Consider the following 25,403-nt stretch of genomic DNA (forward strand, 5'->3'; position numbering starts at 1 on the left):
GGGGATCTTATGCTGCAATTCTCGGAAAAACTGCTCAACAATCTGATGCAGATCGGCCTGACCGTATCGTTGGCGGCGCTCGTGCCGCTCATTCTGCGGCGGCTGATGAAAAAACGCTATCCGGCCCGTATGGTATGTGTGGTGTGGGCGATTCTCGCGCTGCGGCTGCTCGTTCCGGTGCAGCTGACACTGCCGCAGGCGCCGGTGCAGGTCATGCCGCGCACCAACTATGTGGTGCAGAGCGACCAGACGGCGTTCCGGCAGGCCGGACTTCCGGTTGTGCAGAACCCAACCCGATGGGTGACGGGCACGCAGGCGCAAACGCTCAGCGCGGCAGATACCGGCACGGTCAAGACCGTGGATATTACCGACATTCTGCTGACGCTGTGGCTGGCCGGTGTTATTTCCTGTATACTCTGGCAGGGGATTGGCTATTACCGGCTGATACGCAGCCTGAAAGGTACGTCCCAACCGGTCGAACGCGCGGATCTGCACACGATTTTGCAGGAGCAGTGCGCCGACCTGGTTATTGACCGGGAAATCCCGCTGCGGATATCCTCGGCGGCGGACTGCCCGATGCTGGCTGGATTTATCCATCCGACGCTGTATTTGCCGGATGAGCGCATTTCCCGGACGGATGCAGTGTTCATTTTCCGCCACGAGCTGACGCATTACAAGCACGGCGATCTGTGGCTCAAGCTGCTGCTTCTGGCGGCGCGCTGTCTGCACTGGTTCAATCCGCTGGTGCATCTGATCGCGCGATTCGCGCAGGAGGACATTGAGGCGGCGTGCGACGACGCGGTTGTTCGCGGACACGATGGCGCGTACCGCAGAGCCTACGGCGAGACCATACTGCGGTCAGCTATCGCGCAGGCGCAAAAGAGAAAGGCTCTGGTGTCCTGCTTCGGTGATGACAAAAAGACGCTCATGCGTCGGTTTGAGGGATTGTTTGACAAGTCGGTCAAAAAACGCGGTGTCGCGCTCGTTGTGATGATCGCGCTGCTGGTCGGTTCGCTCGGCTGCATGATCGCGGTGGGCGATAATGATAAGGGTCTAACGAAAGAGCTGCGTATGCAGCTGGCACAAAAACAGGCGAATGAGTCGGAAAATCTCGGTTATACGGTCAAATTGGACGGAAAAGACACCTATTTAATCACGGATAGAGAGTTTAGCGATAATCCGGGCGAAACCATTCCCGGACGTGTGGTACAAAAGCTGACTTTTGCTAAACAGGATGGAGAGTGGGCCGTATCGAACAGCGAGATTGTGCCGGAAAACGGCCGCGTGACTTCTCTGGATGAATTTAAGCTGTTGTATGAGAATGATCTCGGCTTGCCTGATTTCCTCTCAGGCAGCAATCAGTGGAAGATTGCAGGCGGCTATGATATCAACGACCCGGTAAATGCGGCAGAAGCACTGCTTCGACTTTCCCCGGCGGTAAGTCAGGTTGAGGGCAGCGATGAAGAATCTGCACCCTACAACGACATCCGCAAGGTAACTTTCACGTTTAAGGATAACAGCAAGGTTGTTGTCACGATGGTCAACCAGTTCGGTCAGGGCTGGCTGCCGCAGGACTGGATGGACGGCAGCGGCGTTCGCTCCCGCACCGCGGCGGACCTCGCGCAGCAGTATGCCCGCGGTGTGCTGCACAAGAGTGCGCAGTATATTTTCCCGATTTTGACGCCGGACGGTCAGAAAGACCTTATCGCGCAGCAGATGGCTATGACCGGCGGCGAGCAGTGGACGTGGAAATACGGTCCGTCCTCGCCGTCTGCAACGGATTTCGTGCTTGTACCCATCGATGACGAAAACAGCTGCCGCGTTGTATTCCGTCTGTCGGGCAGCGGCGTGAATGATGCGCGCTCGGCTTACATCGTGCAGACCATCCGCGAGAACAAAAACAGCTCGGTGATCGGCGATATCCGCGAACTCAGTACGGACAGCATGACGCAGAGCGAATTGTTCCGGACGTACTATGCGACCGGTCTGTCGTGGCCGACCGTGCCGCAGTACATCGACAGCATGGATACGCAGATGATAAGAGGCTACGCCGATCCGGCACAGGCGGCTATGCAGTATTTCGGCATGGCGCTGCGCGGCGATTCCTATCTGATGCTGGTGAAGGACACCGAGGTCATCCGGCAGGCGACCGGTTCGTTCGGTGAAGGCGACAGCAATACGGAAACTGCCGTTGTACAGCTGACATTTGGCGATTCCAGCACGCCGGTCAAAGTGCAGCTGGAGAAAACCGCCGCGGGCTACTGGCAGCCGGTCGGCGTGGTGGAGGACATCACCGCCAAGAGCGGGGAGCAGGAGCTCGGCATCGGTGCGAACGCAAGAGGTGCGCTGATAACTGGCAAACTGCCGCCTGAGCTGGCAGTCGGGGATACCATCAAATTTACGTTTGCGAATGAGCCGTCCGGCGGCGTACAGCTCACCAACCGGCTGGTCAATCTGGACGGCACCATGCAGGATGCGCTAATAGATGAGCAGACAGTGCTCACCAAAACCGCTGACGGCTGGACGTACACCGTGCCGGAGAGCATGAGTAAGTCGCTTACCTCCACGGCGGCAGAGCCGTATCTGCACGCACTGGTGCTGGAATACACCGATGCCTGTCACATTCAGCACAAGGCGGCGGCGCTGTACGCCATGCAGAACGGGGAGGCGGCCACCGTCGTACACGGTGACGAAACCCTGACCTCGGTGGCATACCGCAATGATGTGCTGGGCTATACGCTCGAGATGCCGCTTTCGTTCCGTAATACGGTCGGCATCCGCCAGTATGAGGACGGCAGTGTGCATTTCAATATGCTGGATGAGGCAGACAGCAGCTCGGCGCATGACATCTGCATTATGACGCTCGAAGCCCAGCCGACCGCCGCACTCAAGCAGAGTTACGGCGAAAACTGGACGGAAAACTATGCGATGCCGGTCAAGCAGCTTGCCGAGCAGGACGGCCTGACGTATTTCCTCATTTATGCCTCCGATGTGCAGTATGACCCGTCCAACGCGGAGCAGGCTGCCAGGTACAAGGAGCTCTACACGGCGGCACAGGACATCACAGCGGACAATTTCACGCTCGACGACCTGACCGACAAGGATAATACCGCCCGCCGCAGACAGCTTCTTGAGGGTCTCGGCAGACACTATGCTGCCCGGCAGGGCCAGACCGTCCGCGTGTACGTTGATGAGAAAACCAACAGCTGTGAAGTGTTTTTCAGCCGCACCGACTGGGAAACCGGCTATAAGACTTACGCCGCTGACCGCGTGACGTTTAAGGACGTAACGACCGCCGAGCCGACATCGGTCGAGCACCTCGCGGATTCCGCACAGGGCCTGACCGCCGCGCAGTTCGACCTGCTGTACGGCACGCTTGACCTTCCGGTCTATGCCGATGATGAGCTGGCAAATCTGCAAAGAGTATTGCAGAAAGATCAGATACCGGAACAGGGAGCCGCATTTTTCCTTGGTTTAGGTGATATGTACGGCATATTTGACGGTGATTCTGTGAAGATTTACGGCGATAATAACGAATTTGCATCGCTGACCTATCAGTTTACCGACCCGAATACCGGTAAAGAAAACGGCAAATACATCAAGCTGACCATGCACAAGGCAACAGCCGACAGCAGTCTGCCCGCACTGTGGATGCCGTATAGCTACGAGTTGTATACAGCCTAATCCGGCGGTGCTGAGCATAATAACCAATAAAACCTCTGGGCGGCGCTGTTACGCCGCCCTTTGCGTTGAGTAGCCGATATGTGCAGCAGTAGGGTAGGCAAGACCCGTTCGCTTCTCAAGCAGCAACCTCCTGTTCAACAAAAATTGAAAACCCATGATTTTGTTCACACAACGAACAAACACCGGCGGTATACTTGCGGTATTATAAAGAATGTAAGGTGGAATTATATTGTCTACTATTTTAATCGCAGACGATGAGGCGCGTATCCGTCGTCTGGTCAGCGACTTTCTCAAGCGGGACGGTCATACCATCGTCGAAGCCGCCGATGGAAAGGAAGCGCTGAATATTCTGGAGAACCGCCGTCCGGGACTGGATATGGCCATTCTGGACGTGATGATGCCGGGGATGGACGGCTTTGAAGTCCTGCGGGAGCTGCGCGAGCAGGAGCACGGCGAAACCCACCTGCCGGTTATGCTGCTCACCGCCCGTGCCGAGGACGCAGATCAGGTGCGCGGCCTGGAAGGCGGTGCGGACGATTACGTCACCAAGCCGTTTTCGCCGATCGTGCTGGCGGCCCGCGTGCGCACACTGCTCAAACGAGAAGGCCGCGCCGGTGCACCGCTCGAACAGCTTGGCAAGCTGTCGGTCAATGAGCTGCGCCGTGAGGTCATGGTGGAGAACAAGCCGATCGACCTGACCCCCAAGGAGTACGAGCTGCTTATCTACTTCAAGAACAATCGTGCGATTGCGCTGTCGCGTGAGAGTATCCTCAATGCAGTCTGGGGTTACGATTACTTCGGCGACCTGCGTACCGTGGATACGCACGTTAAAAAGCTGCGCGCCAAGCTCGGGGAGTGCGGCACCATGATCGAAACCGTGCGCGGCTACGGTTACCGCTTTGAGGTATGAAGCTGAAGCATCGGTCAATCCGGTTTACGTTTTTTGCTGCGATCAGCATTATCGCGTTGGTGTTTATCGGTATTCTTGTGCTGCTCAACGTGTTTTTCTATCAGGATTACTATATGATGACACGCCGGAGCGAGCTGCGTGATGCCTACGGCAGCATCTGTACCAGCTACGCGAGTGATTCCTCGGATGTTGCCGCGCTGCTGGACAGCTATGAGAGCCGCAGTGCCATTCGTCTGGCAGTGGTGACCGATAACGGCGATGTGATTACCTCGTCTGCCATGCAGGAGGGTGACGTAGGGTTTGATTTTGGGCACATGGAGCAGAAGTTCCGCAGCTTTGCGGTGCTGGCATCCGTGGTCCAAAATCGTGACTGGGTAGATTTGGGTAAAAACGAATACCGCTTTATGACGATCAGTCTGCGCGATAATGACCAGTATTTATGTCTGATCGGCGTGCTGAATGCGGAACACGGTGAATATCTGATCGCATATATGCCCTATGCGTATATCGAACAGAATTCTTCGCTGAATCTGATGTTTCTGCTGATTGCCGGCGGCTGTGCGCTGCTGATTTGTCTGGGGTGCGGCTATGTTATCTCGCGTCAGTTTACGCGCCCGCTTATTCAAATGGCGGGACTGGCCGACCGGATGAGTGAGCTGGATTTCTCTATGCAGTACACCGGCAAGGGGGACGGCGATGAGATTGACCAGCTGGGACAGTCGCTCAACCGCCTGTCTGCGTATTTGGAGCAGGCAATCGGTGAGCTGAAGGAGTCCAACGATCAGCTGGCACAGGAGATCGAGGAGAAGGAGCGTATCGACAATATGCGGCAGGAGTTCATCGTGAACGTGTCGCATGAGCTGAAAACGCCGATCGCGCTTATTCAGGGCTATGCCGAGGGCCTGACGGCCGGCGTGGCCGATGATCCTGAGGACCGGAAGTTCTACTGCGACACCATCGCCGATGAGGCCGACCACATGAACAAGCTGGTCATGCAGCTGCTCAGTCTGTCGCGGTTGGAGCTGGGTGCAGAGCAGACGTTCGACGAGGATATTGATCTGCATGCACTTTGTGCGGAAGCGGTGCGCAAAACCGCTGTTTTGTGTGAAAATCGAGGTTTGACCGTGGAATATGAGAACGCGCATATTACGGTCCGCACGGACGGCGATCTGCTCGATCAGGTGCTGATGAATTACCTGTCCAACGCTATCCGCTACACGCCTGAGGGAAAGCACATTGAGATTTCGGCCGCAAAAACCGGCAACAGCGTGCGCCTGTCCGTGTTCAATGAAGGCGATGGTCTGCCGGAGGAGGAGCTGCCGAAGATCTGGGAGAAATTCTACCGCACCGACCGCGCCCGCACCCGAGAGGCCGGCGGCACCGGCATCGGTCTGTCGCTTGTCCGCGCCATCGCGGATACCCTGCACGGCGCCTGCGGCGCGGAGAACGTCGAAGGCGGTATCTGCTTCTGGTTTGAGCTGCCGGATCTGCTGCCCGCGGAGGACAGCAAGATAAAAGACTGAATTTGTCGAATAGAAAATTGAAAATTATGCTTGACAACTGTGCTATCCTATGGTATAGTATATAAGCACTCTGAAAGAGAGCTGCGATAAAATCTATATCGCGGGGTAGAGCAGTTGGTAGCTCGTCGGGCTCATAACCCGGAGGCCGCAGGTTCAAGTCCTGTCCCCGCAACCATGTTTAACCGCTGATTTCGTAAGAAATCAGCGGTTTTTTGTATTTTTTAGAGCACTTAGAAAACCTCCGGGCAGGCGACCCCAAAAGTAGAAAGCTATATGCGGAGAGGGAAACAAGTAAAAAGAGAGTACAACTGAACAGCACCCCATTTGCTAGACAGTATGATATACTATCTAACAAATGGGGTGCTGTTCAGACGGCTGTGCCTTTTCTTTACTCTAATCGAGTGTTACAGACAATGAAAAATGCAAAAAGAAACGTCATTCTCCATTTTTCATTCTTAATGCTCAATTCAGAATCTTTTCCATCTCAGAGATCATTTCATCAAACAGCTTTGTTGCGTCCTCGATCGGCTTCGGGCTTGCCATATCCACGCCTGCGCCGCGCAGCAGCGTGATCGGGTCGGCAGAGCAGCCGCCGGACAGGAAGCCGAGATAATCCTTCACCGCCGGTTCACCCTCCCGCAGAATGCGGCGCGACAGTGCGATGGCAGCGGCGTAGCCGGTCGCGTACTGGTAAACATAGTAATCGTAGTAGAAGTGCGGGATGCGTGCCCATTCGAGCGAAATCTCCTCGTCTACGTTCATTTCCGGTCCGAAATACTGCTCGTTCAGCTTTTTGTACATCGCGCAGAGCGCTTCGGCGGTCGTGCCCTCGCCGCGCTGGGTCATCTCGTTGGCGGCAAGCTCGAACTCAGCGAACATGGTCTGACGGTACAGCGTGCCGCGGAACTGCTCGAGGAAATGGTTGATAAGGTACGCGCGCTCCTTTTTATCGGTCGTGACGGACAGCAGGTACTCCATCAGCAGGGCCTCGTTGCAGGTGGATGCAACCTCGGCAACAAAGATAACGTAATCCTGATACGCGGTCGGCTGGGTCTTGTTGGACAGGTACGAGTGGATGGAGTGGCCCATCTCATGCACGAGCGTGAACACGTCGTCGAGCGTGCCCTTGAAGTTGAGCAGCACATACGGGTGTACGCGCGCGCCTGCCGAGTACGCGCCCGAGCGCTTGCCCTCGTTCTCGTACACGTCGATCCAGCCGTTGGCAAAGCCTTCGCGGAGCAGATTCAGGTAGTCCTCACCGAGCGGCGCAAGCGCCTTCAGTGCGATCTCCTTGGCCTCCTCGAACGTGAATTTCATCTCCACGCCGTCCACGACCGGCACATACAGGTCGTACATGTGCAGCTCGTCCACGCCGAGCAGCTTCTTTCTCAGCGCAACATAGCGGTACATGGGCGCAAACGAGCGGTGCACCGCGTCGATCAGGTTGCGGTAAATCTCGGTCGGCACCTCGTTGCCGTCGAGCGCGGCATCCAGTGTCGAGGGATATTTTCTCACGTTCGCGAAAAACAGCAGCTGCTTGAGCTGCGCGGACAGCGTTGCCGCCGAGGTGTTGCGGAACTGGCCGTACACCGAGTACAGCGAATCGAACGCGGACTTTCGCAGCACACGGTCGTAGGACTGCATCAGCGGGATGAACGTGCCGTGCGTGACAGGATGTGCGCTGCCGTCCTTGTCCACCGCATCCGGGAATTTGAGGTCGGCATCGTTGAGCATCGAGTAGATGTCATCCGGGCTGGCGGCCATTTCGCCTGCAGCGGCGAGAATTGCCTCCTCCTTGTCGGACAGCACATGCTCTCGGCGGCGGCGAATGCGGTCGATATTCAGGCGGTACAGCTCCAGCTCGGGTGCTTCGGCGTACAGACGGTTCATGTCCTCATCGCTGATGGCGAGCAGCTCAGGGGTCTCAAACGCGGCGGCAGACTGAATTTCGACCGCGAAGCGCGTCACCTGGCTGACCATCTCCTGATAGGCAGCGACGCGGGTGTCCTCATCGCTGCGGCGCTGCGCGTAGTGTACGAGCGCGTCAAACGCAAGGCTGATTTCATCATCCAGACGGAAAAAAGACAGCAGAGCAGCGCCGCTTTCGGCCAGTCTGCCGCGGAATGCAGTGATGCGCGGAATGAACTCCTTGGCCTTCGCTAACGCGGCACGCCAGTCATCGTCGGTCGCAAACAGATCCTGAATCGCCCATTTGTCCTTTTCGGGCACATCTGCGCGGGCGGGAATTTTATTGTTTTCCATGGAAATACTTCCTTTCCGGTAGAGTTTTCTCCTCTTATTATGATACTCCAACCGCGGGATTCATGCAAGACCCTGTCGCAAAACTACCGTTTTGCCGACAAGAGGAACGGACCGTGGGCCGCTCCAGAGTCGTCCGAAAGTTCCTGTGCAGAAACTTTCTTCCTCTATAAGTCAAAAAAGTCAGGTACACGCCCTGACTTTTTTGGAATTTGCACAGCAAATTCTATTTCATGCGCGCTATCGCGCGAAAAGATTCGCTTGATGATGGAACCCCTTGAATAAAAAATTATTCTTCCTCCGGCAGCGAACTGCCATAGGTTTCTAGTGCGCGCTTGATATCATTCCATGCAAAACCGCGACGCTGGAGTGCCGCAACGGCTTTTTCGACCTCTTTTCGGTCGGAAACGTCACCGCGCAGGCGTTTTTCGAGCAGAGCCAGCATTTGCGCCTCATCCGGGGAGAAGGTCTGCATAGCCGCTTCTGCGGTGTCGCGGTCTATGCCGCGGCGGGTCAGCTCCTGTCGGATGCGTGCCGCGCCGTAGCCCTTGCGCGTGTAGCCGCGTACAACGCTTTCCGCGAAAAGCTCGTCATTGAGCATGCTGCGTTCGGTCAGCCACGCAAGCGCGTAATCGGCGGCTTCCTCATCATGACCCTTGGCAAGCAGCTTGTCGCGCAGCATTTTCGCACTCAGTGCCCGGTAAGACAGCTGTTTTGCCGCCATATCGAGGGCTGCGCGGTATTTATCCTCGCTCATTATTCTTCGTCGAGGTCGTCAAAATCGTCCGCGTCGATGGAGACTGCCTTGGAGGACGACGGACGCGGTGCCTTATCCGCAGGCTTTTCGGCCTTCTCGGTCGGCACAGCAGCGGAAGGACGTGCCGCATGGCTCTGCGCCAGCTTGCTGCGCTCCTCGGCTACCTTTTCCATGATCTGCTTCTGTACGTCATCCGCGATGTCTGGATGATCCTTGAAATACTGCTTGGCAGCGTCGCGGCCCTGACCCAGACGGGTATCGCCCATGGAGAACCATGCGCCGGATTTGTTGAGGATGCCGAATTCCACGCCGAGATCGACCAGCTCGCTCGTGCGGGAAATGCCTTCGCCGTACATAATATCGAACTCAGCCTGCTTGAACGGGGGAGCGACCTTGTTTTTTACAACCTTTACGCGGGTGTGGCTGCCGATCAGCTCGGTGCCGTTTTTCAGATGCTCCACGCGGCGGACCTCCATGCGGACAGACGCATAGAACTTGAGCGCACGGCCGCCGGTGGTGACCTCCGGATTGCCGTAAATGACGCCGACCTTCTCACGCAGCTGGTTGATAAAGATGGCTACGCACTGGCTCTTGGCGATCGAGCCGGCCAGCTTGCGCATCGCCTGACTCATCATGCGGGCATGCAGACCGACAAAGGAATCGCCCATTTCGCCTTCGATTTCGGCGCGCGGCGTCAGCGCGGCAACCGAGTCGATAACCACGATATCGATCGCGCCCGAGCGCACAAGCGCTTCTGCAATGTCCAGACCCTGTTCACCGGTGTCCGGCTGGGAGACCAGCAGGCTGTCAATGTCAACGCCGAGTGCCTTGGCGTAAACCGGGTCGAGCGCGTGCTCGGCGTCGATAAACGCAGCCGTGCCGCCCAGCTTCTGTGCCTCTGCAACGCTGTGCAGCGCAACCGTGGTCTTACCGGAGGATTCCGGTCCGTAGATCTCAATGATTCGGCCGCGCGGCAGACCGCCGATGCCGAGTGCGAGATCCAGACCGATCGAGCCGGTCGGGATGTGTTCGATGTTCATGCCGGTGTTTTCGCCCAGACGCATAACCGAGCCTTTGCCGAACTGCTTTTCGATCTGACCGAGCGCAGCGGCAAGTGCTTTCTTCTTATCAGCCGCAGGAGCGACCGGTTCCAACTGCTTTTTGGTAGCCATGATAGCATTTCCTCCTGAAAAAGTTACAAATATGCAAGCCGCAGAGCGGCGGTGTATTCGGATTCGATACACCCATTATAACAGGGTGCCGATTTGAATGCAATGATTTTATCGAAAATTTGTTCGATAAAATTTGATATAAAAAATCCTGCCTGAAAAGGCAGGATTTTCAACGGGTCTTATTTACCCTGTGCGTCGATATACGCCTTCGCATGCTGCTTGAGCTTGTCGAAGGTTTCCTCGCTCAGCACATGCTCGATACGGCACGCATCCTCAGCGGCGGTCTCAGCGTCCACGCCGAGAGCGGTGAGGAACGCGGTGAGCACGGTGTGGCGCTCGTAAATGCTGGTGGCAATCTGCATGCCGGATTCGGTCAGTCCCAGCAGACCGTTCTGGTCGATGGAAACGTAACCGTTATCACGCAGCAGGCCAACGGCACGGCTGATGCTCGGCTTGGAAAAGCCGGTGTAGTGCGCAACGTCGATCGAGCGCACCTGTCCATTTTTCTGCGTCAGAACCAGGATGGCTTCCAGGTAGTTTTCCGCGCTTTCCTGAATTTTCAATGCACGGACCTCCTTTTTTAAGATACTCTTTTCTGTAGGGCAGCACATGGGTTGGTCCTGCCGCGAAATTCTGTAATAGTATATCTATTTTATCATGACTTGCGTGTTTTTGCAATCTGCGTTGAACAAATTTCAAGCGGAAACAGCGGTCTGTGTTACGGCTGATCGGGCGGGAGCGGATGTTCCGGTGTATTCTGCGGCTCGGGAGCCGGCTGCTCGAACGGCTGCGGCTCGGGCATTTTGCGGTCAATGCTGCGCAGGGTGCGGTGCATGCTGAACAGCATCATAATAAATTCATAGCCGAGCCGTGCAGCAATATTTCCGACGATAAACAGCAGGATCGCCCAGAAAAAGTGGAAAAACAGCAGAATAACGCTGTAAACAGCCAGCGCAGCGACCGTCATGCAGTACAGGATTTTCAGCAGACCCTCGGTGTATGCGTGCCGGAAATTGAGAAAATCATGCAGCTTGGCTGCCGCGCCGTGGTAGTGATTCGGCTTGCGGACAAACAGCGTGTATAGCGCGATGCCGCCCGCAAGAATCAGTAAAAGTGCCAGAATCGGCAAAATCATTGAGAAAAGCGGTGTGTATGTATAGGTGTAAGTGTAATTCATGGTATGCACCTCTCCTTTGGAAATAGGTTGATACATTTTTAGTGTACCATATTCTGCGGGGTTGATAAAGGGAAAGTTGAATAATTGAGAATGGAAAATGGAGAATGGAGAATGCAGGTGAGGGGAAAATCGGTGTATTTATCAGGTGAGAATGGCGTTATCATTAAGAAACGGCGGCAATCGTGGAATCGCAGGGACCGGTCAGTGACCGCCCGCATACCGTTAAATATTACGTTCATTTTCCATTCTCCATTCTCAATTTTTCATTTCAAACCGCCTACGACCATTGCAAATTCAATCAAAATGTTGTACTCTTGATGTACCACCGAACAGGAGAGATACCATGAAAATTTTGCACACTACACCCGCGCAGGACGGGTTTTATATGCCTGCGGAGTTTGCACCGCATGAGGGCTGCCTGATGATCTGGCCGGAACGCGCCGACAGCTGGCAGTACGGCGCCTATGCGGCCCGGAAAGCCTTTCTGCGTGTGATCGAGACGATTTCCGAAAGCGAAAGCATGACCGTACTCTGCTCGGAAGGGCAGTATGACAACGCGCGTGCGCAGCTGCCCGACCGCGTTCGTCTGGTCGTGATGGAGACTGACGATGCGTGGGCGCGTGACGTTGGCCCGACCTTTGTTATCAACGACAGGGGAGAGCGCCGCGGCATCGACTGGGGTTTCAACGCGTGGGGCGGCGATGTGGACGGCCTGTATCCCTCGTGGGAGAAGGACAACCGCGTGGCGCGCAAGTTCTGCGACCTGGTCAGCAACGACGTATATGATAAACGCGATTTCATTTGCGAGGGTGGCTCCATCCACTCGGACGGCGAGGGCACCGCGCTCGTCACCGAAGCCTGCCTGCTGAGCGCGGGACGCAATCCCGATCTCACAAAGGCCGAAATTGAGCAGGTTTTGTGTGATTATCTGGGCGTTTCCAAGGTGATCTGGTTGCCGCGCGGTATTTACAACGACGAGACCAACGAGCACGTTGACAACGTATGCGCTTTCACGGCTCCGGGGGAGGTTGTGCTCGCGTGGACGGACGACGAGACCGACCCGCAGTATGCGCTTTCTAAGGCCAGTCTGGATGCACTGGAAGCCGCGACCGATGCCAAGGGACGCAGGATCAAGGTGCACAAGCTGCCGCTGCCCAAGCCGGTGACCATCACCGCGGAGGAGTGCGACGGCCTTGACCTGTGCGACGGCGAGCCGACCCGTACCCCGGGAGAGCGTCTGGCGGCAAGCTACGTCAACTTCTACATTGCGAACGAGGCTGTTGTCATGCCCGCCTTCGGTGACCCGATGGATGAAAAGGCGCAGGCTATCCTGCAGGAGCTTTTCCCAACCCGCAAGGTAGTTGCGATTGCTGCCCGCGATATTCTGATCGGCGGCGGCAATATTCACTGCGTGACCCAGCAAATCCCGAAAATCTAACAGAAAGGACGAACCAAGCGGTTCGTCCTTTATTTTGCTGTTTTTACTTGAGCAGGCCGTTATCGGTGAAATAGTCGATCTTCATCGCGTGACGGACTCGATCGAGCGTGCCCTGAGCGGTCTCAGCGGCGATTTCGCTGCCCTTCTTGAGAATCTCGTAGACTTCGGGCAGGCGACCCTCCCACTGCGCGCGGCGCTCGCGCATGGGCGACAGCAGAGACTGCATGACGTTGTTCAGGAATTTCTTTACCTTCACATCGCCGAGTCCGCCGCGCTGGTAGTGCGCTTTCAGCTCGTCAAGGCTCTGGTAGTCCGGCAGGAATTCTGAGAAGTGCTCCGGCTGGCAGAACGCATCCAGATAGGTGAACACGGTATTGCCCTCCAGCTTGCCGGGATCCTGCACGCGGATATGGTCCGGATCGGTGTACATGGACATGATCTTGTCACGAACGACCTCCTCCGGATCCGCAAGGTAGATGCAGTTGCCGAGCGACTTGCTCATCTTCGCCTTGCCGTCTGTGCCGGGCAGACGCATGCAGGCGTTGTTGGACGGAAGAACAATCTGCGGCATCGTCAGCGTTTCACCGTAAATCGTGTTGAACTTGTGCACGATTTCGCGGCACTGCTCGAGCATCGGCTCCTGGTCCTCGCCGACCGGAACAGCCGTAGCGTTGAATGCGGTGATGTCCGCCGCCTGACTGATCGGATAGCAGAAAAAACCGACCGGAATGCTGGCTTCAAAGTTGCGCATCTGAATCTCTGCCTTAACGGTAGGGTTGCGCTGTACACGGGACACGGTGACAAGGTTCATGTAGTAGAACGTCAGCTCGGTCAGCTGCGGCACCATGGACTGGATGAAGATATTCGCCTTTTCCGGGTCAATGCCGACCGCCAGATAGTCCAGCGCGACCTTCATGATGTTCTGGCGCACGCGCTCCGGGTGCTCGGCGTTGTCGGTCAGCGCCTGTGCGTCCGCAATCATGATGTAAATTTCGTCATATTTTCCGGAATTCTGCAGCTTCACGCGCTCGGCCAGTGAGCCGACGTAGTGGCCGACATGCAGGTTGCCGGTCGGGCGGTCGCCCGTGAGAATGATCTGTTTCATATCGTAAACGCTCCTTAAAATTCGTTTTTCAGACAGGTTTTCCAGTTTTCAGGCAGTTCCACGTTGGAGGAGATCCACATGGCGAACATGCCGTTGAGCATTGTCCAGTAGCGCAGAAGCCGCCATCGTGTCTCATCCAGCGGAATGCCTTGCTTTGCCGCGATAGCGACAGCCACACGGCGGAAAACGGAAAACGGCGGGTAGTTGCCCTCGATCGGCTCAAGCGAGAACGTCAGCTTCTGGGACGCATTGCGGAAATACGCGCTGAAATACGTCGGGTTGCGCATGTAAAAATCCAGATAGGCGGTGCCGAGCTGTTCCATGGTCTGCGGCAGGCTTTCGTCCAGACCGCTGAGCGTCAGCTCGAGTGTGCGCGTCAGCTCCTGCATGACGTAGGCACGGCAGGCGTCGATCAGGCGCTCCTTGCTGTCAAAGTGGCGGTAGATGGCGTTGTGGCTTACGCCGCACTGCGTTGCCAGCCGCCGGAGAGAAAGATTTTCAAGGCCGTCCTGCGAGATCAGCGTGACCGCCTCCTCCAGCAGCTTGCTTTTCAGATTTCCGTGATGATACTGATCGGCCATTTGCTCACCTCGTTGTTTGTTATAGTGGGTTTATTATAGCCCTTGATGTTGTCGGTGTCAACATTAAAATGTCACAACGATAACCAATTGCATTTGCGAAAAATGCGTATAAAATGACGAATTGCATTATCGTGGTGAGAATTTATCGTTGCGGTGCAAGACAGGATGTTGATGATGTACACACTGTTTTGCAGCAAAAAAAACACCGATACTCTCCGGAAAAACGGAGAATATCGGTGTTTGCAGCTGCGGTTTAGTAGATTACGACAGTCGAGCCGATCGGTACGTTGTTGTAAATCCAGTTGATGTCGTTGTGCTTCATGCGTACACAGCCGTGCGAAACCGGATAGCCGCTGCTGAAGTCATATTCGGTGTCGGTGCCGGGATAGCACAGGCGGGAGTGGAACGCGTAGCCGGTGCCCGGGTAGAAGCCTACAACCGGACGAACCGTGTAAGTACCGGTGGTCCAGCCTGCCTTCAGCTTGTAGCTGACGGTGGTCACGCCGACCGGAGTCGGGGTGGAGGCAGCACCGGTGCCGACGATAAAGCTCTTGGTCAGCTTCCAGTTGCCCTTGGAGCCGGTGAATACGTTTACATGCTGGTATGCGCGGTTGATCCAGACCAGATAATTGGTGTTGCTGGAGTAGCCCTTGGCGTTGATCCAGACCTCCTTGGTGGTGGTGGAGTAGTCGTTGTTAGCGGCGTAGGACGTGGTGTAGTTGCCGCGGTAAACCGAGGATACCTGCTTGAGGATAGCGGCAGCATCGCGCTGTGCATACCACTCGGCAGAGTAATTCTCGATCGGAACGGTCTTCTGGGCGTAAACCTGCTCAGTTTCGCCGGTGGACGGGTTGTCATAGAGCAGCTTAAAGCCAATCGCCGTGCTGGTCTTCATATTCTTGGTGAAGGTGAAGGTGCTGGTGTGGCTGGAGGTCTTGCCGTTGGTCAGCTCGAAGCTGTTGTTCGTGCAGCCCTTGATCGCGGAGCCGTCCTGATACCAGATTGCAGTGCAGGTAACGCCTTCCTTTACGCCGGAGAAGCTGACCTTGGCAGTCAGCGAGCCGCCGGCCTTAACCTTATCCGGAACGGTCATCGTGATCTGAACGCCATCCAGACCGGGATCGATATTGTCAATGGTGTGATCCGCATTAGCGGTTACGGTGCAGCCGACCATGCGGGTGTCAACGGTGCCGATCTTGCCGGTGCCGTCAACCGTGGTGTTCTTGCCGGCCAGAACCATCGTGCCGACCGTGCCGGACAGCGTGATGCGGTTGCCGGAGCCGCGCAGTACGGAGACGGTATCCGCGTCGCCCTTGAGCAGGATGGTGTTGTTGCTGCCGGTGATGGTGATGGCATCCGAGGTCATGCCTTCGAGCACGATGGTGCGGCCGGAAGCGGTGATCTCGATGTTGGAGACTGCGCCGCTGTAGCCAACGGAGCCGCCCTTGCCCGCGATAACGAGCGTGTTTACGGACGAAGTGTTGTCCATCTTAACATCCGCCGTGCCTGCCGGGTCAACAGCAAGCGTGGAAATGCTGGTCTGCTTGGTGCCGTTCAGTACAGCGCGCTCCTCGCCCTTGAGGACGATGCGGTGCGAGCTGCTGACGGAATCGAGCGAAATTTCATTCGTGGGAGCGGCAAAGATCCAGTCGCCGTCTGCGACAGCGCCGGTCAGGGTGATGCTCGGATTGGTGAGTACGGTGCCGCCGGCCAGCTCGGTCGGTGCGCTGTCTGCGTTGGTGGCAGCGGCAATGCGCACAATCATGGTGACGAACTGTGCACGGGTCAGCTTGTTCGACGGAGACAGCTTGGCAGCAGAGGTACCGTTTACAACGCCCTGGCTGATCAGAGCGGCAGCAGCCTGCTTCTGCTCGGTAGTCATGGAGGAGGTATCGGTGAAGCTGCTCAGCTCATCGGCAGCGGTCTCTGCGCGGTCGTATGCGAACGCACGAGCCATCAGCACGAAAGCCTCAGCACGGGTAGCTGCAGTGTCAAAGCTGCGGTTGTCGTTTGCGGTAATCAGGCCGAGGTGGATGGCCTTGCCCAGATCCTCGCTGTACCATGCGGACTGCTGGCTGGCAGCCAGACCGGATACACTGTCGGCCTGCGCTGCGCCAAGTGCGCGGTTGAGGATAACGATAGCTTCGGAACGCTTGACCGAGTTATTCGGCATAATTTTGCCATTGATGCCCTTCAGAAGACCCAGCTCAACACCCTTGCGCAGCGAAGCGGCAGCCCAGTGGCCGTCGATGTCCGGGAAATCCGTGGTTGTCGGCTCGGAAGGTGTGGTCGGTTCAGTCGGAGTCGTGGGTTCGGTGGGAGTGGTCGGAGTCGTCGGCTCGGTGGTCGTCGGAACGGCGGTCTGCTCCAGTGCAAACGGGAGCGGATCGAGCATCAGATACTGCGGCATGTACTTGGACGCACCGGCACGCAGCGGATCGGAATCGCCGCCGATCACCAGCTTGCTGTCGGAGAAGCTGTCGTCCACCAGCATGCGGAAGGTGGTGGTGCCCCAGTGGAAGATGAGCCACTGCGCCTTGTCAGCGTTGTTCTTGCTGTCCGCAAGGTATGCCTTTACCTTGTTGTGGGCCTCGGTCAGCTTGGTCTTGCCGGAGTCGGTCAGGGCGATCTCAACGGCTTCTTTGCCGTTTTCGGTGGTCGCCTTGGCAGAGGCAAAATCTGCACGGTCAAACTGCCACTCCTCGTTCAGAAAGTCGGTTACACTGCACAGACGGCGGTCGCCCAGACGAGCGGCCCAGTAAGCGGCAGTGCTGCCGGTAGCTGTTTTCGGAATGGAAACGGTGATCACATCGCCGGAAACGGCGGCAGACGCGCCGGTCAGACCCTCAAGCTGCATGCGCTGCGAGATGGTCTTCTGCGCTGCTGCCAGATCGGTCTGGAGAGCAGTGCTGTCGTACGCGCTGCCGGTGATCGGCTTGAGTGCAAACATCAGCGCGTTTGCAGCCGTGGTTGTCGCCGAATCATTTACGGCAAAAGCAGTGGTGAACAGCATCATGGCGGCCAGCAGACCGCTGAAAATGCGTTTTGTCAACTTCAAAATACTATCCCCTTTTTGACAGTTGCAGAATGCGGACATTCTGCCTTACCTTATTATCATTACCTATATTTTACGTTCCTGACCATAGCTTGTCAAGACGAGTAAGGTTTCAGTTCCGAAACATTTCGCTGCCCGCTGGGGACGGCGTACCCACGCCGAGAGGGCACGGCGAAAATCGGAGAACTGAGACTCGCCAGGGGGAACGGCTGTACTGCTCATCTTCCGTAGGGGCGGACCAATGTGTCCGCCCATTTCTCCACCTTCATCGCTCAAGCTGTATTCGTACTGCTACACAGGCGGTTCAATTTCCGCAGGCGCAACATAACAGTGTTGCGCAACTCGTTTGCACGTTGTTGTGCATGGCACCTGCGGATTTCATCCGTTGCAAAATCTATCTTGTAGGGCGGGATGACCCCATCCCGCCGTATGTAAATGGCAGCAAATCGTAAAAAACGGCGGGGTGAGGTCACCCCATCTTACAATATAACGCGTTAAAGACTTGTGCGGCACTGTCATGCCGCACCCTGCGTAGATTTAACCATATGTGTAGCAGTAAGCTGTCTGTGAAATGCGAAAAGGCGGAGAAAGACACGCTGCGGTAACCCGACTGCCGTTCCCCATTTTGCAGCGGTCGCCGGTCTCTGGTCTGCGCCAGACTAAGAAACAAAAGGAAGTGGGAGTTAAGAGGGTAGAAACCATTGGTGTCTACCCTCTTGCCCCGCCGCGGGGCGCGGCGACGTTCCCGCCGTCCGCAGGCGGCGAATCCCAATACTGGGAACAGCCATCCACGCTTTACAATCTGAATATAGCATGTTATACTATAAAATAATCACAAAAATGACCCTTTTTCAAAGGAGGAAATCACCCATGCTTTGCAAAAACTGCGGCAAGGAGCTGCCGATCGCCGGAAAATTCTGCCCCTTCTGCGGCGCAGCTGTCGAGCAGACCGGTGTCAACGACGAAACAGCTGTATTTACCACCCTGCCGGATGATATGAAGGACTCTGTTGAGACCGGTCCGATTGACACCAGCGCGTTTGACGCGGCTATGCGGGACGAAAAGCAGCAGCTTCCGGTGGACGACACGGCTGCCGATCCGCTGGCAGACACCAATCCCAATATTCCGAATCCGAACATTCCCACGCAGGCTGCCATGCGTCCGATCGACACGCCGCCGGTCCGCCGTACTGCGGGCACGCCCGAGCGCCGCACGACCTACTACAACGGTGAGGCCGATCCGAAGGACCGCGTTTACAAAAAGCCGTCCAAGGGAAAACGCGGCCTGATCATTGCGCTGGTGGTCATCATCGTGGCGGCTTTGATTGGCGGCGGTGTGTGGTATTTTACAAATTCACACAAGACCGACGAAAACCTCGTCATGGCCGAAAAGTATATGGACCGCGGCAACTTCGACAAGGCGCTCGAGTATTACCAGAAGGCGCAGGCGGAAGCCAAGGATCCGGCGGCTCTGGATGCGACCATTCAGCTGATCAAGGACTATCAGTCTGCCGAGGATTACGTCAATAACGGTCAGTACACCGAGGCCATTGCGGCGCTCAAGCAGCTGCAGAACCGTGTTACCGACCCGGATTCCGCGATGTACAAGGCCATCGAGGATTTGCTCGATAAGGCGCAGTCTGCCCAGTCGGACGATCAGTTCAACTCCGATCTGGACGAGGCACAGAGCTATCTGGACGATAAAAAGTACGATGCCGCCAGCGGCAAGCTGGATTCCCTGGCAAATGATGATTCGCTGACCGATGACCAGAAAAAGCAGGTCAAGGAGCTGCAGAAGCAGCTTTCCGATGCACAGCAGCAGGAAAAGCAGCAGGAAGAGAGCAGCCAGAAAAAGGCCGAGCAGCGCGATGCGTTCAGCAAAAAGATGGATGAGCTGGAAAGTGACGATCTGAAAATTTCGTCGGCAGAGAATCAGGAGGATGAGCTGGCCATGACCGCAAGCTCGTTCGAGCAATGGGATAACCTGCTGAGTGAGATGTACGACTACCTTGCGACTGTGCTCAACGCCGATCAGTACGCTTCCGAGGAGGCAAGCTACAAGCAGTGGGTGCAGGAGCGGGATTCCGGTGCGGAAAATGCCGCAAAGGAGACCGAGGATGACACCGCAAAGCAGCTTGCATCCTACAGCTTTAAGCAGAGCTACACCAAAACACACTGCTATAAGCTGCTCGATCTGATGAACTGAACACAGGAATAACGAAAAAGGACGCATCAGGCGTCCTTTTTGTTTGCCGCAAACGAGAAACAAGGGTGCAAAAAAGCGCCGCTTTCTTGCGAAAACGACGCTTTGCGTATCCTTAATTATAAAAAACGAATTGCTTACTCTGCGGTGTACGGCAGAAGAGCAATGTGACGTGCACGCTTGATAGCCTCGGTCAGCTGACGCTGATGAGCAGCGCAGGTACCGGTCATGCGGCGGGGCAGGATCTTGCCGCGCTCGGACATGTACTTCTTCAGCTTGCCGGCATCTTTATAGTCAACGTGTGCAACCTTATCTACGCAGAATGCGCATACCTTGCGACGGCGACGGCCGCGCTGCGGGCGCTCTGCACGCTCCGGACGGGGAGTAAATTCCTTCTTGGTTTCTTCCATGATCACGTAACCTCCTTCAGTTTAGAATGGGACATCGCCGTCGTCATCAGCAAGCTCCTGAAAATCCGAATCTCCTGCGGGGAGATCGAAAGCCGGAGCAACCTGGGACGCGGCAGGCTCGGGCCGCATCTGCGATCCGTTGTCATAGCCGCCAAAACCGCCCTGATTGCCTGCATTGTAGGCATCGCGGGATTTCTTCGTTTCACCGAAGGAAACCTCGTCGCAATTTACTTCGATTGCAGTGCGGTTGTTGCCGTTCTGGTCCTGCCAGCGGCGGGACTGGATACGGCCGACTACGATTGCCATAGAACCCTTCGTGAACCACTGTGCAACGAACTCTGCCTGACGGCCCCATGCGACACAGTCGATGAAGTCGGTCTGGCGTTCGCCGTTCTGATCCTTGCGACCACGATCGATCGCAAGCGAGAACGAGCACACAGCCATGTTGGACTGGGTATGGCGCAATTCGGGATCGCGGGTCAAACGACCCATCAGAATCGCCTTATTGAGCATTGGTGTTCACCGCCTTAGTCGTCCAGGCAGACGATGATGGAACGCATGATGCCGTCCGTGATCTTGTAGATACGGTCCAGCTCAGCCGGGAAATCGGGCTTGGACTCAAAACGAACCAGCGTGTAAACGCCCTCCGTCTGATCCTCGATCGGGTACGCCAGACGGCGCTTGCCCCAGTCCTCGACCTCTACGTTCGTGCCGTTCGCCTCAACGAGAGACTTGAACTTGTCCACAACAGCGGTAGCCGCTGCCTCTTCCAGCTTGGGGTTAACGATGAAGATAGTCTCGTACTTGCCAGAAATCTTTGCCATATTCTTAGCACCTCCTTTTGGACTTTTGGCCCACATCCTTTGATGTGAGCAAGGATACTATACCATTATAACGGATACACGGAGAATGTCAAGAAAAATTTCAAAAAAATATTGACGAACTTTCAAAAGCATGATATACTGAAAACACTGTGAACGAGGCAAAGATTCGTCGCAGGACGCATAAGTGCTTGTGTGGCTCAGTTGGTAGAGCAGCGCATTCGTAATGCGCAGGTCGCCGGTTCGAGTCCGGCCACAAGCTCCAAAACCCTTCCGATTTTCGGAAGGGTTTTTGCTTTATCCGGATATTGGCGTCTGCTTTCTATATAATGGGATAGCGGTATGCCAAAACTTATTATTGACATATGCCAAAAACGTGATAGACTATAAGTAACGTTATTGGCATATGCCAGAAATGATTCGGAGGAAATGGTTATGAAGATCGCAGTTACCTATGAAAACGGAGAGGTTTTCCAGCATTTTGGCCACACGGAGCAGTTTAAGCTGTACGAGGTATCCGGCGGCAAGCTGCTGCATGCGCAGGTGGTGGATACGAACGGCAGCGGTCACGGTGCGCTGGCCGGCCTGCTGGCACAGCTTGGTGTGGATACGCTGATCTGCGGAGGCATTGGCGGCGGCGCACAGGCAGCGCTTGCGGAGGCCAATATCCGTCTGATCGGCGGTGTGCAGGGCAACGCCGATGAGGCGGTGCAGGCTTTCCTGAACGGTACGCTGGCGTTTGATCCCAATGTGCACTGCACGCACCATGATCACGGCGAAGGCCATTCCTGCGGCAGCCACGGCTGCGGCGGTCACTGTCACGAATAATTCATGCCGAGACCGAGAAAGTGCCGCAGAATCTGCAGTATGCCGCCGTTCAGCGAGTTTTCTCCGCAGGAAAGTACGACAGAGTGCGTGCAAATGACGCTGGACGAATATGAAGCCATCCGTCTGCTGGATCTGGAAAATCTGCAGCAGGAGCAGGCAGCCGCGCAGATGGGGGTAGCCCGCACAACGGTGCAGCTGATCTACAACAACGCCCGCCGCAAGCTGGCGGATTGCCTTGTAAACGGCAAACGGCTGGTGATCGAGGGCGGCGATGTTGCGCTGTGCGAGCGTCATGCGCAGTGTCCCGGACGCGGACATTGCTGCCGCAGCGGCTGCCCGAAACATCAAAAATAAGTGCAGAAAACGAAAAAACCGTTGCTTTTGCAACGGTTTTTTCGTTATTCTTCGTGATCGAGCACATAGCGGTACAGCGCGTTTTTCTTTACGCCGGTTTCGGCGGAAACCGCCTTGACCGCGTCCTTCTGGGTCTGGCCCTGTTCCACGCGGCGGCGGACTGCCTCAGCGGCAGAGGCAAGACGCTCGGCCTCATCCTGCTCGGTCTCCGGCTCGTCCGGCGCACCCTCGAGGATGAGCACGAACTCGCCGCGCGGCGCGTTGGCGTCAAAGTAGGCAACCGCCTCGTCGAGCGTCATGCGGAGCGTCTGCTCATGCAGCTTGGTCAGCTCGCGCGAGAGTGACAGCCGGCGGTCGCCGCCGAAGGCGTCGCGCAAGTCGCGCAGCGTTGCACACAGCTTGTGCGGTGCTTCGTAGAAGATCATCGTGCGTTTTTCACCCTGCAGTGCGTCCAAATGCTCTCTGCGGGCCTTTTTGTTGACCGACAGGAAGCCTTCAAAGCACCAGCGTCCGGTCGGGAGACCGCTTGCCGCCAGCGCGCAGACCGCCGCACAGCAGCCCGGAATCGGGATAACGGGCACATCGTGCTCGGCGCACAGCGCGACCAGATCCTCACCCGGATCGGAAACCGCAGGTGTGCCCGCATCGGTTACGAGCGCACAGGTCTCACCGGCGAGCAGTTTCTCCAAAACTGCTTCACCGCGTGCGCGGCGGTTGTGTTCGTAGTACGAGATCATCGGCTTTTTGGGCAATTCGCAGGCGTTAAGCAGCTTTTGCGTCACGCGGGTGTCCTCTGCCGCGATGAAATCCACCGTGCTGAGCACCTCGCGTGCCCGCGGCGATAAATCACTCAGGTTGCCGATCGGCGTTGCGACTAAGTATAATGTAGACAATTCAATCCCTCCGGAATTTTTTAAATGGAGAATGGATAATGGAAAATGAAGGTGCGGCACATGGTGCCGAATTAAATCATCGCGCATTGCGCGTCTCCGCGCAGCACGGACGGAACTCGCGCAAGGATAGCGCTGATTATCCATTTTCAATGCTCAATTCCGTAAATACGGAAATATTCATCACTCTCAACGATCAGCGGCGGCTCAACAACAAGTCCTTCCGCACTGCCGCCTTTTCGGCACTCGACCATGACGACGCTTGGCGCCGCCTGCACGCTCTGGTGCACGAACCGCATTCTTTTCGGCACGAGCCGCACGCGCGAGAGCGCTTCGAGCAGCACCCACAGCCGTTCCGGCCGGAATACGAACGCGGCTTTGCCGCCGGTATGCAGCACGAACGAGGCCGCAACTGCCAGTTCCTCGACCGAACAGGTGGCGTCCTGCCTTGCGGTGCGCTTTTCGGCGGTCGGCGCATTCGCGCCTGCGTTGCGGTCGAAATACGGCGGGTTGCAGATGACGTAATCCATACTGCCGTGCGGCAGCAGCGTACGCATCTGCCGGAGGTCGCCCTGCAGAGCGGTTACGTTTTCCAGCTCGTTTACTGTGATGGACTGCCGGAACAGGTCGAGCGGGCCGTCCTGCAGTTCCAGTCCGGTGATCTTGAGATCCGGCCGCCATACGAGCAGCGCCAGTGTGCCTGTGCCGCAGCCGAGGTCGAGCAGTTTGGCATTGCGTCTCGGCTTGGCGAACGCGCTGAGCAGCACGCTGTCCTGTCCGAGCTTAAAAAACCGGTCGTCCTGTAATAATTGCAGTCCGTTAGGGAGTATTTCGGTGCTTTGCGCCATGATTTCTCTCTCCTTAGTAGGCTTTTTCTACCGCAGCCTGCAGCACCTGCGAAGCCACCGTACCGGCAACCGACGAGCCGCCGCCGCCGTTCTCGACGAGAACGATGAAAGCATACGGCGTGGCCTCGTCGCGCAGGAAGCCGGTGAACCATGCGTTCGGTGACTTATCCGCGCCGACCTCGGCGGTACCCGACTTGGCACAGATATCCATGCCCGGGAAACGGTCCTGACCGTAGGTCTCGATGACGTTGTTGTGCATCATATCCGCGATGGTACCCGCGGTCTTTTCGTCAATCAGCTGCGCCGACTTGTGCGGATAGTAAATGCCGGTCGGCAGGCCGTAATCTGTGGTGGATTTTTCGATCAGACGCGGCACGGCAGCCTTGCCGCCGTTGGCGATCGCGCCCATATACTGGAGCATGTTGATCGGACACAGGGTATCCTGACCCTGACCGACACCCGACCATGCCAGCTGATTGTCATTGCCCGAGAAATCAAACTTGCCGACCGAGGACTGGATGCCGTCCACCTTGATGGACTTGGTCAGTCCTGCCGCATCCGCGTATTTCTGCATGGTTTCGCCGCCGAGTTCGACAGTCAGCTGACCGAACACGCCGTTGCACGAGTTGGCGAGCGCTTCCTCGATGTCCTGTTCGCCGTGAGCGTGCGGGCAGGTGACTTCTTCGCCACCGATGTTGACCGAGCCGGTGCACGTCCACTTGCGCTGGAACAGGTCGGGGATGTTCTCGATAGCGGCGTTGATGGTCACAACCTTGAAGATGGAGCCCGGAATCGAGTTTGCGGACAGCAAGCGGTTAACGTAAACGCCGTCCCACGCGGGATCATCCGCTGCAATGTCCGGCGGATTGGCCGGATCGAATGTCGGTGTGGACACCATGCACAAAATTTCACCGGTTTTATAGTTATAAACGCCAACCGTTCCGTTCATTCCGTTCAAAGCCTGATAGGCGATATTGTTCAAATAGGCATCAATCGTCAGATACAGGCTGTTGCCGGTGCCGAGCGGAGAATATACGCCGGTGAGCAGATTGTAGCCGGACAGCTTATCCGCGAACGAGGTGAGCGCACCCGCACCGATGTTGCCGTTTTTGTCGCCGACGGCGTGCAGTGTGGCGCGCCGGACGGCTGCGTCATCGTTGTAGATGCGGTTGCCGTCCTCGTCGAGTGTGGACAGCATATCGCCGTCCCGGTCGAGGATGGTGCCGCCTTTCAGTTGGCCGGAGTTGTTATAGAGATGACGGTTGTACGGGTAGGAGGCCCAGTCGCCGCCGTCCACGACAAACCGGAAGCAGAAGAACGCCAGACCCAGACCGAGCAGTGCGGCAAGGATCAGACAGAAAATACTGCGTTTTTCGATTTTCCGCATGG

General features: G+C 56.4%; 21 protein-coding genes and 2 tRNA genes. 9 read left to right on the forward strand and 14 right to left on the reverse strand.

Features of this window, described 5'->3' with window-relative positions; translation table 11 throughout:
* Nucleotides 1-9: 9 nt before the first annotated feature.
* The 4 genes from DW088_RS09835 to DW088_RS09850 all read left to right on the forward strand — a co-directional run bounded on the left by DW088_RS09835 (nt 10) and on the right by DW088_RS09850 (nt 6,292).
* On the forward strand, nt 10-3,684 hold the full coding sequence (locus DW088_RS09835; RefSeq protein WP_118360576.1) for a M56 family metallopeptidase: 3,675 nt from the start codon (nt 10-12) through the stop codon (nt 3,682-3,684).
* Nucleotides 3,685-3,913: 229 nt separating this feature from the next.
* Nucleotides 3,914-4,594, forward strand: a complete 681-nt coding sequence (locus DW088_RS09840; RefSeq protein WP_110435724.1) for a response regulator transcription factor — start codon at nt 3,914-3,916, stop codon at nt 4,592-4,594.
* Nucleotides 4,591-6,117, forward strand: a complete 1,527-nt coding sequence (locus DW088_RS09845; protein ID WP_118360577.1) for a sensor histidine kinase — start codon at nt 4,591-4,593, stop codon at nt 6,115-6,117. Before DW088_RS09840 ends, DW088_RS09845 begins: the two co-directional genes overlap by 4 nt.
* Nucleotides 6,118-6,216: 99 nt before the next feature.
* Nucleotides 6,217-6,292 (forward strand) — tRNA-Met (locus DW088_RS09850).
* Nucleotides 6,293-6,579: 287 nt separating this feature from the next.
* Here the strand turns inward: DW088_RS09850 and pepF are convergent.
* From pepF to DW088_RS09875, 5 genes are all read right to left on the reverse strand, one after another.
* On the reverse strand, nt 6,580-8,379 hold the full coding sequence (gene pepF / locus DW088_RS09855; protein WP_118360578.1) for an oligoendopeptidase F: 1,800 nt from the start codon (nt 8,377-8,379) through the stop codon (nt 6,580-6,582).
* A 286-nt stretch (nt 8,380-8,665) separates the two neighbouring features.
* Nucleotides 8,666-9,133 carry a regulatory protein RecX gene (locus DW088_RS09860; protein WP_117490200.1) on the reverse strand — a complete coding sequence of 156 codons (468 nt, stop codon included), beginning with the start codon at nt 9,131-9,133 and terminating at the stop codon, nt 8,666-8,668.
* Complete coding sequence (gene recA, locus DW088_RS09865; RefSeq protein WP_110435667.1) at nt 9,133-10,305, reverse strand: recombinase RecA; 1,173 nt, start codon at nt 10,303-10,305, stop codon at nt 9,133-9,135. The genes DW088_RS09860 and recA overlap by 1 nt, the downstream gene beginning before the upstream one ends.
* Nucleotides 10,306-10,484: 179 nt before the next feature.
* Nucleotides 10,485-10,868, reverse strand: a complete 384-nt coding sequence (locus DW088_RS09870; protein ID WP_110435666.1) for a metal-dependent transcriptional regulator — start codon at nt 10,866-10,868, stop codon at nt 10,485-10,487.
* Nucleotides 10,869-11,023: 155 nt separating this feature from the next.
* Entirely contained in the window at nt 11,024-11,482 is a 459-nt protein-coding gene (locus DW088_RS09875; RefSeq protein WP_118360579.1) for a DUF4282 domain-containing protein, read from the reverse strand.
* 343 nt (nt 11,483-11,825) lie between these two features.
* On the opposite strand from DW088_RS09875, the gene aguA reads away from it, so the two are divergent.
* On the forward strand, nt 11,826-12,920 hold the full coding sequence (gene aguA, locus DW088_RS09880) for an agmatine deiminase (RefSeq protein WP_118360580.1): 1,095 nt from the start codon (nt 11,826-11,828) through the stop codon (nt 12,918-12,920).
* Nucleotides 12,921-12,963: 43 nt separating this feature from the next.
* Here the strand turns inward: aguA and trpS are convergent, their stop codons facing one another.
* The 3 genes from trpS to DW088_RS09895 form a co-directional block, all read right to left on the reverse strand.
* The gene (gene trpS / locus DW088_RS09885) at nt 12,964-14,025 is read right to left on the reverse strand and encodes a tryptophan--tRNA ligase (RefSeq protein ID WP_118360581.1); all 1,062 of its coding nucleotides are present in this window, start codon (nt 14,023-14,025) and stop codon (nt 12,964-12,966) included.
* 14 nt (nt 14,026-14,039) lie between these two features.
* Nucleotides 14,040-14,606: a TetR/AcrR family transcriptional regulator gene (locus DW088_RS09890; protein WP_118360582.1), complete on the reverse strand. Its 567-nt coding sequence runs from the start codon at nt 14,604-14,606 to the stop codon at nt 14,040-14,042.
* A gap of 253 nt (nt 14,607-14,859) precedes the next feature.
* Nucleotides 14,860-17,664, reverse strand: coding sequence for a L,D-transpeptidase family protein (locus DW088_RS09895; protein ID WP_199720429.1), 2,805 nt, complete (start codon nt 17,662-17,664; stop codon nt 14,860-14,862).
* A gap of 867 nt (nt 17,665-18,531) precedes the next feature.
* On the opposite strand from DW088_RS09895, the gene DW088_RS09900 reads away from it, so the two are divergent.
* Nucleotides 18,532-19,866 (forward strand): zinc ribbon domain-containing protein, encoded by a 1,335-nt coding sequence (locus DW088_RS09900; protein WP_118360584.1) that lies wholly within the window; start codon nt 18,532-18,534, stop codon nt 19,864-19,866.
* 134 nt (nt 19,867-20,000) lie between these two features.
* Here the strand turns inward: DW088_RS09900 and rpsR are convergent, their stop codons facing one another.
* Genes rpsR through rpsF form a run of 3 tightly spaced genes read right to left on the reverse strand, consistent with a single transcriptional unit; the run spans nt 20,001 to nt 21,097 of the window.
* Complete coding sequence (rpsR, locus tag DW088_RS09905; RefSeq protein ID WP_110435641.1) at nt 20,001-20,273, reverse strand: 30S ribosomal protein S18; 273 nt, start codon at nt 20,271-20,273, stop codon at nt 20,001-20,003.
* A gap of 21 nt (nt 20,274-20,294) precedes the next feature.
* Nucleotides 20,295-20,786, reverse strand: a complete 492-nt coding sequence (locus tag DW088_RS09910; protein ID WP_110435640.1) for a single-stranded DNA-binding protein — start codon at nt 20,784-20,786, stop codon at nt 20,295-20,297.
* A 14-nt stretch (nt 20,787-20,800) separates the two neighbouring features.
* Nucleotides 20,801-21,097, reverse strand: coding sequence for a 30S ribosomal protein S6 (rpsF, locus tag DW088_RS09915; RefSeq protein WP_110435639.1), 297 nt, complete (start codon nt 21,095-21,097; stop codon nt 20,801-20,803).
* Between the two features lie 186 nt (nt 21,098-21,283).
* Here rpsF and DW088_RS09920 point away from each other — a divergent pair.
* From DW088_RS09920 to DW088_RS09930, 3 genes are all read left to right on the forward strand, one after another.
* Nucleotides 21,284-21,359 (forward strand) — tRNA-Thr (locus DW088_RS09920).
* A 170-nt stretch (nt 21,360-21,529) separates the two neighbouring features.
* Nucleotides 21,530-21,922, forward strand: a complete 393-nt coding sequence (locus DW088_RS09925) for a NifB/NifX family molybdenum-iron cluster-binding protein (protein ID WP_118360585.1) — start codon at nt 21,530-21,532, stop codon at nt 21,920-21,922.
* 3 nt (nt 21,923-21,925) lie between these two features.
* Nucleotides 21,926-22,276, forward strand: coding sequence for a DUF134 domain-containing protein (locus DW088_RS09930; RefSeq protein ID WP_118360586.1), 351 nt, complete (start codon nt 21,926-21,928; stop codon nt 22,274-22,276).
* A 44-nt stretch (nt 22,277-22,320) separates the two neighbouring features.
* On the opposite strand, the gene rsmI is transcribed toward DW088_RS09930, so the two are convergent.
* The 3 genes from rsmI to DW088_RS09945 form a co-directional block, all read right to left on the reverse strand.
* Nucleotides 22,321-23,169 carry a 16S rRNA (cytidine(1402)-2'-O)-methyltransferase gene (gene rsmI, locus DW088_RS09935; RefSeq protein WP_116705314.1) on the reverse strand — a complete coding sequence of 283 codons (849 nt, stop codon included), beginning with the start codon at nt 23,167-23,169 and terminating at the stop codon, nt 22,321-22,323.
* 146 nt (nt 23,170-23,315) lie between these two features.
* Entirely contained in the window at nt 23,316-24,014 is a 699-nt protein-coding gene (locus tag DW088_RS09940) for a tRNA1(Val) (adenine(37)-N6)-methyltransferase (protein ID WP_118360588.1), read from the reverse strand.
* A 13-nt stretch (nt 24,015-24,027) separates the two neighbouring features.
* Complete coding sequence (locus DW088_RS09945; RefSeq protein ID WP_118360589.1) at nt 24,028-25,401, reverse strand: penicillin-binding transpeptidase domain-containing protein; 1,374 nt, start codon at nt 25,399-25,401, stop codon at nt 24,028-24,030.
* Nucleotides 25,402-25,403: the final 2 nt, after the last annotated feature.

Origin of the sequence: Butyricicoccus sp. AM05-1 (assembly GCF_003474415.1) — a bacterium.
Lineage (GTDB): Bacteria > Bacillota > Clostridia > Oscillospirales > Butyricicoccaceae > Agathobaculum > Agathobaculum butyriciproducens.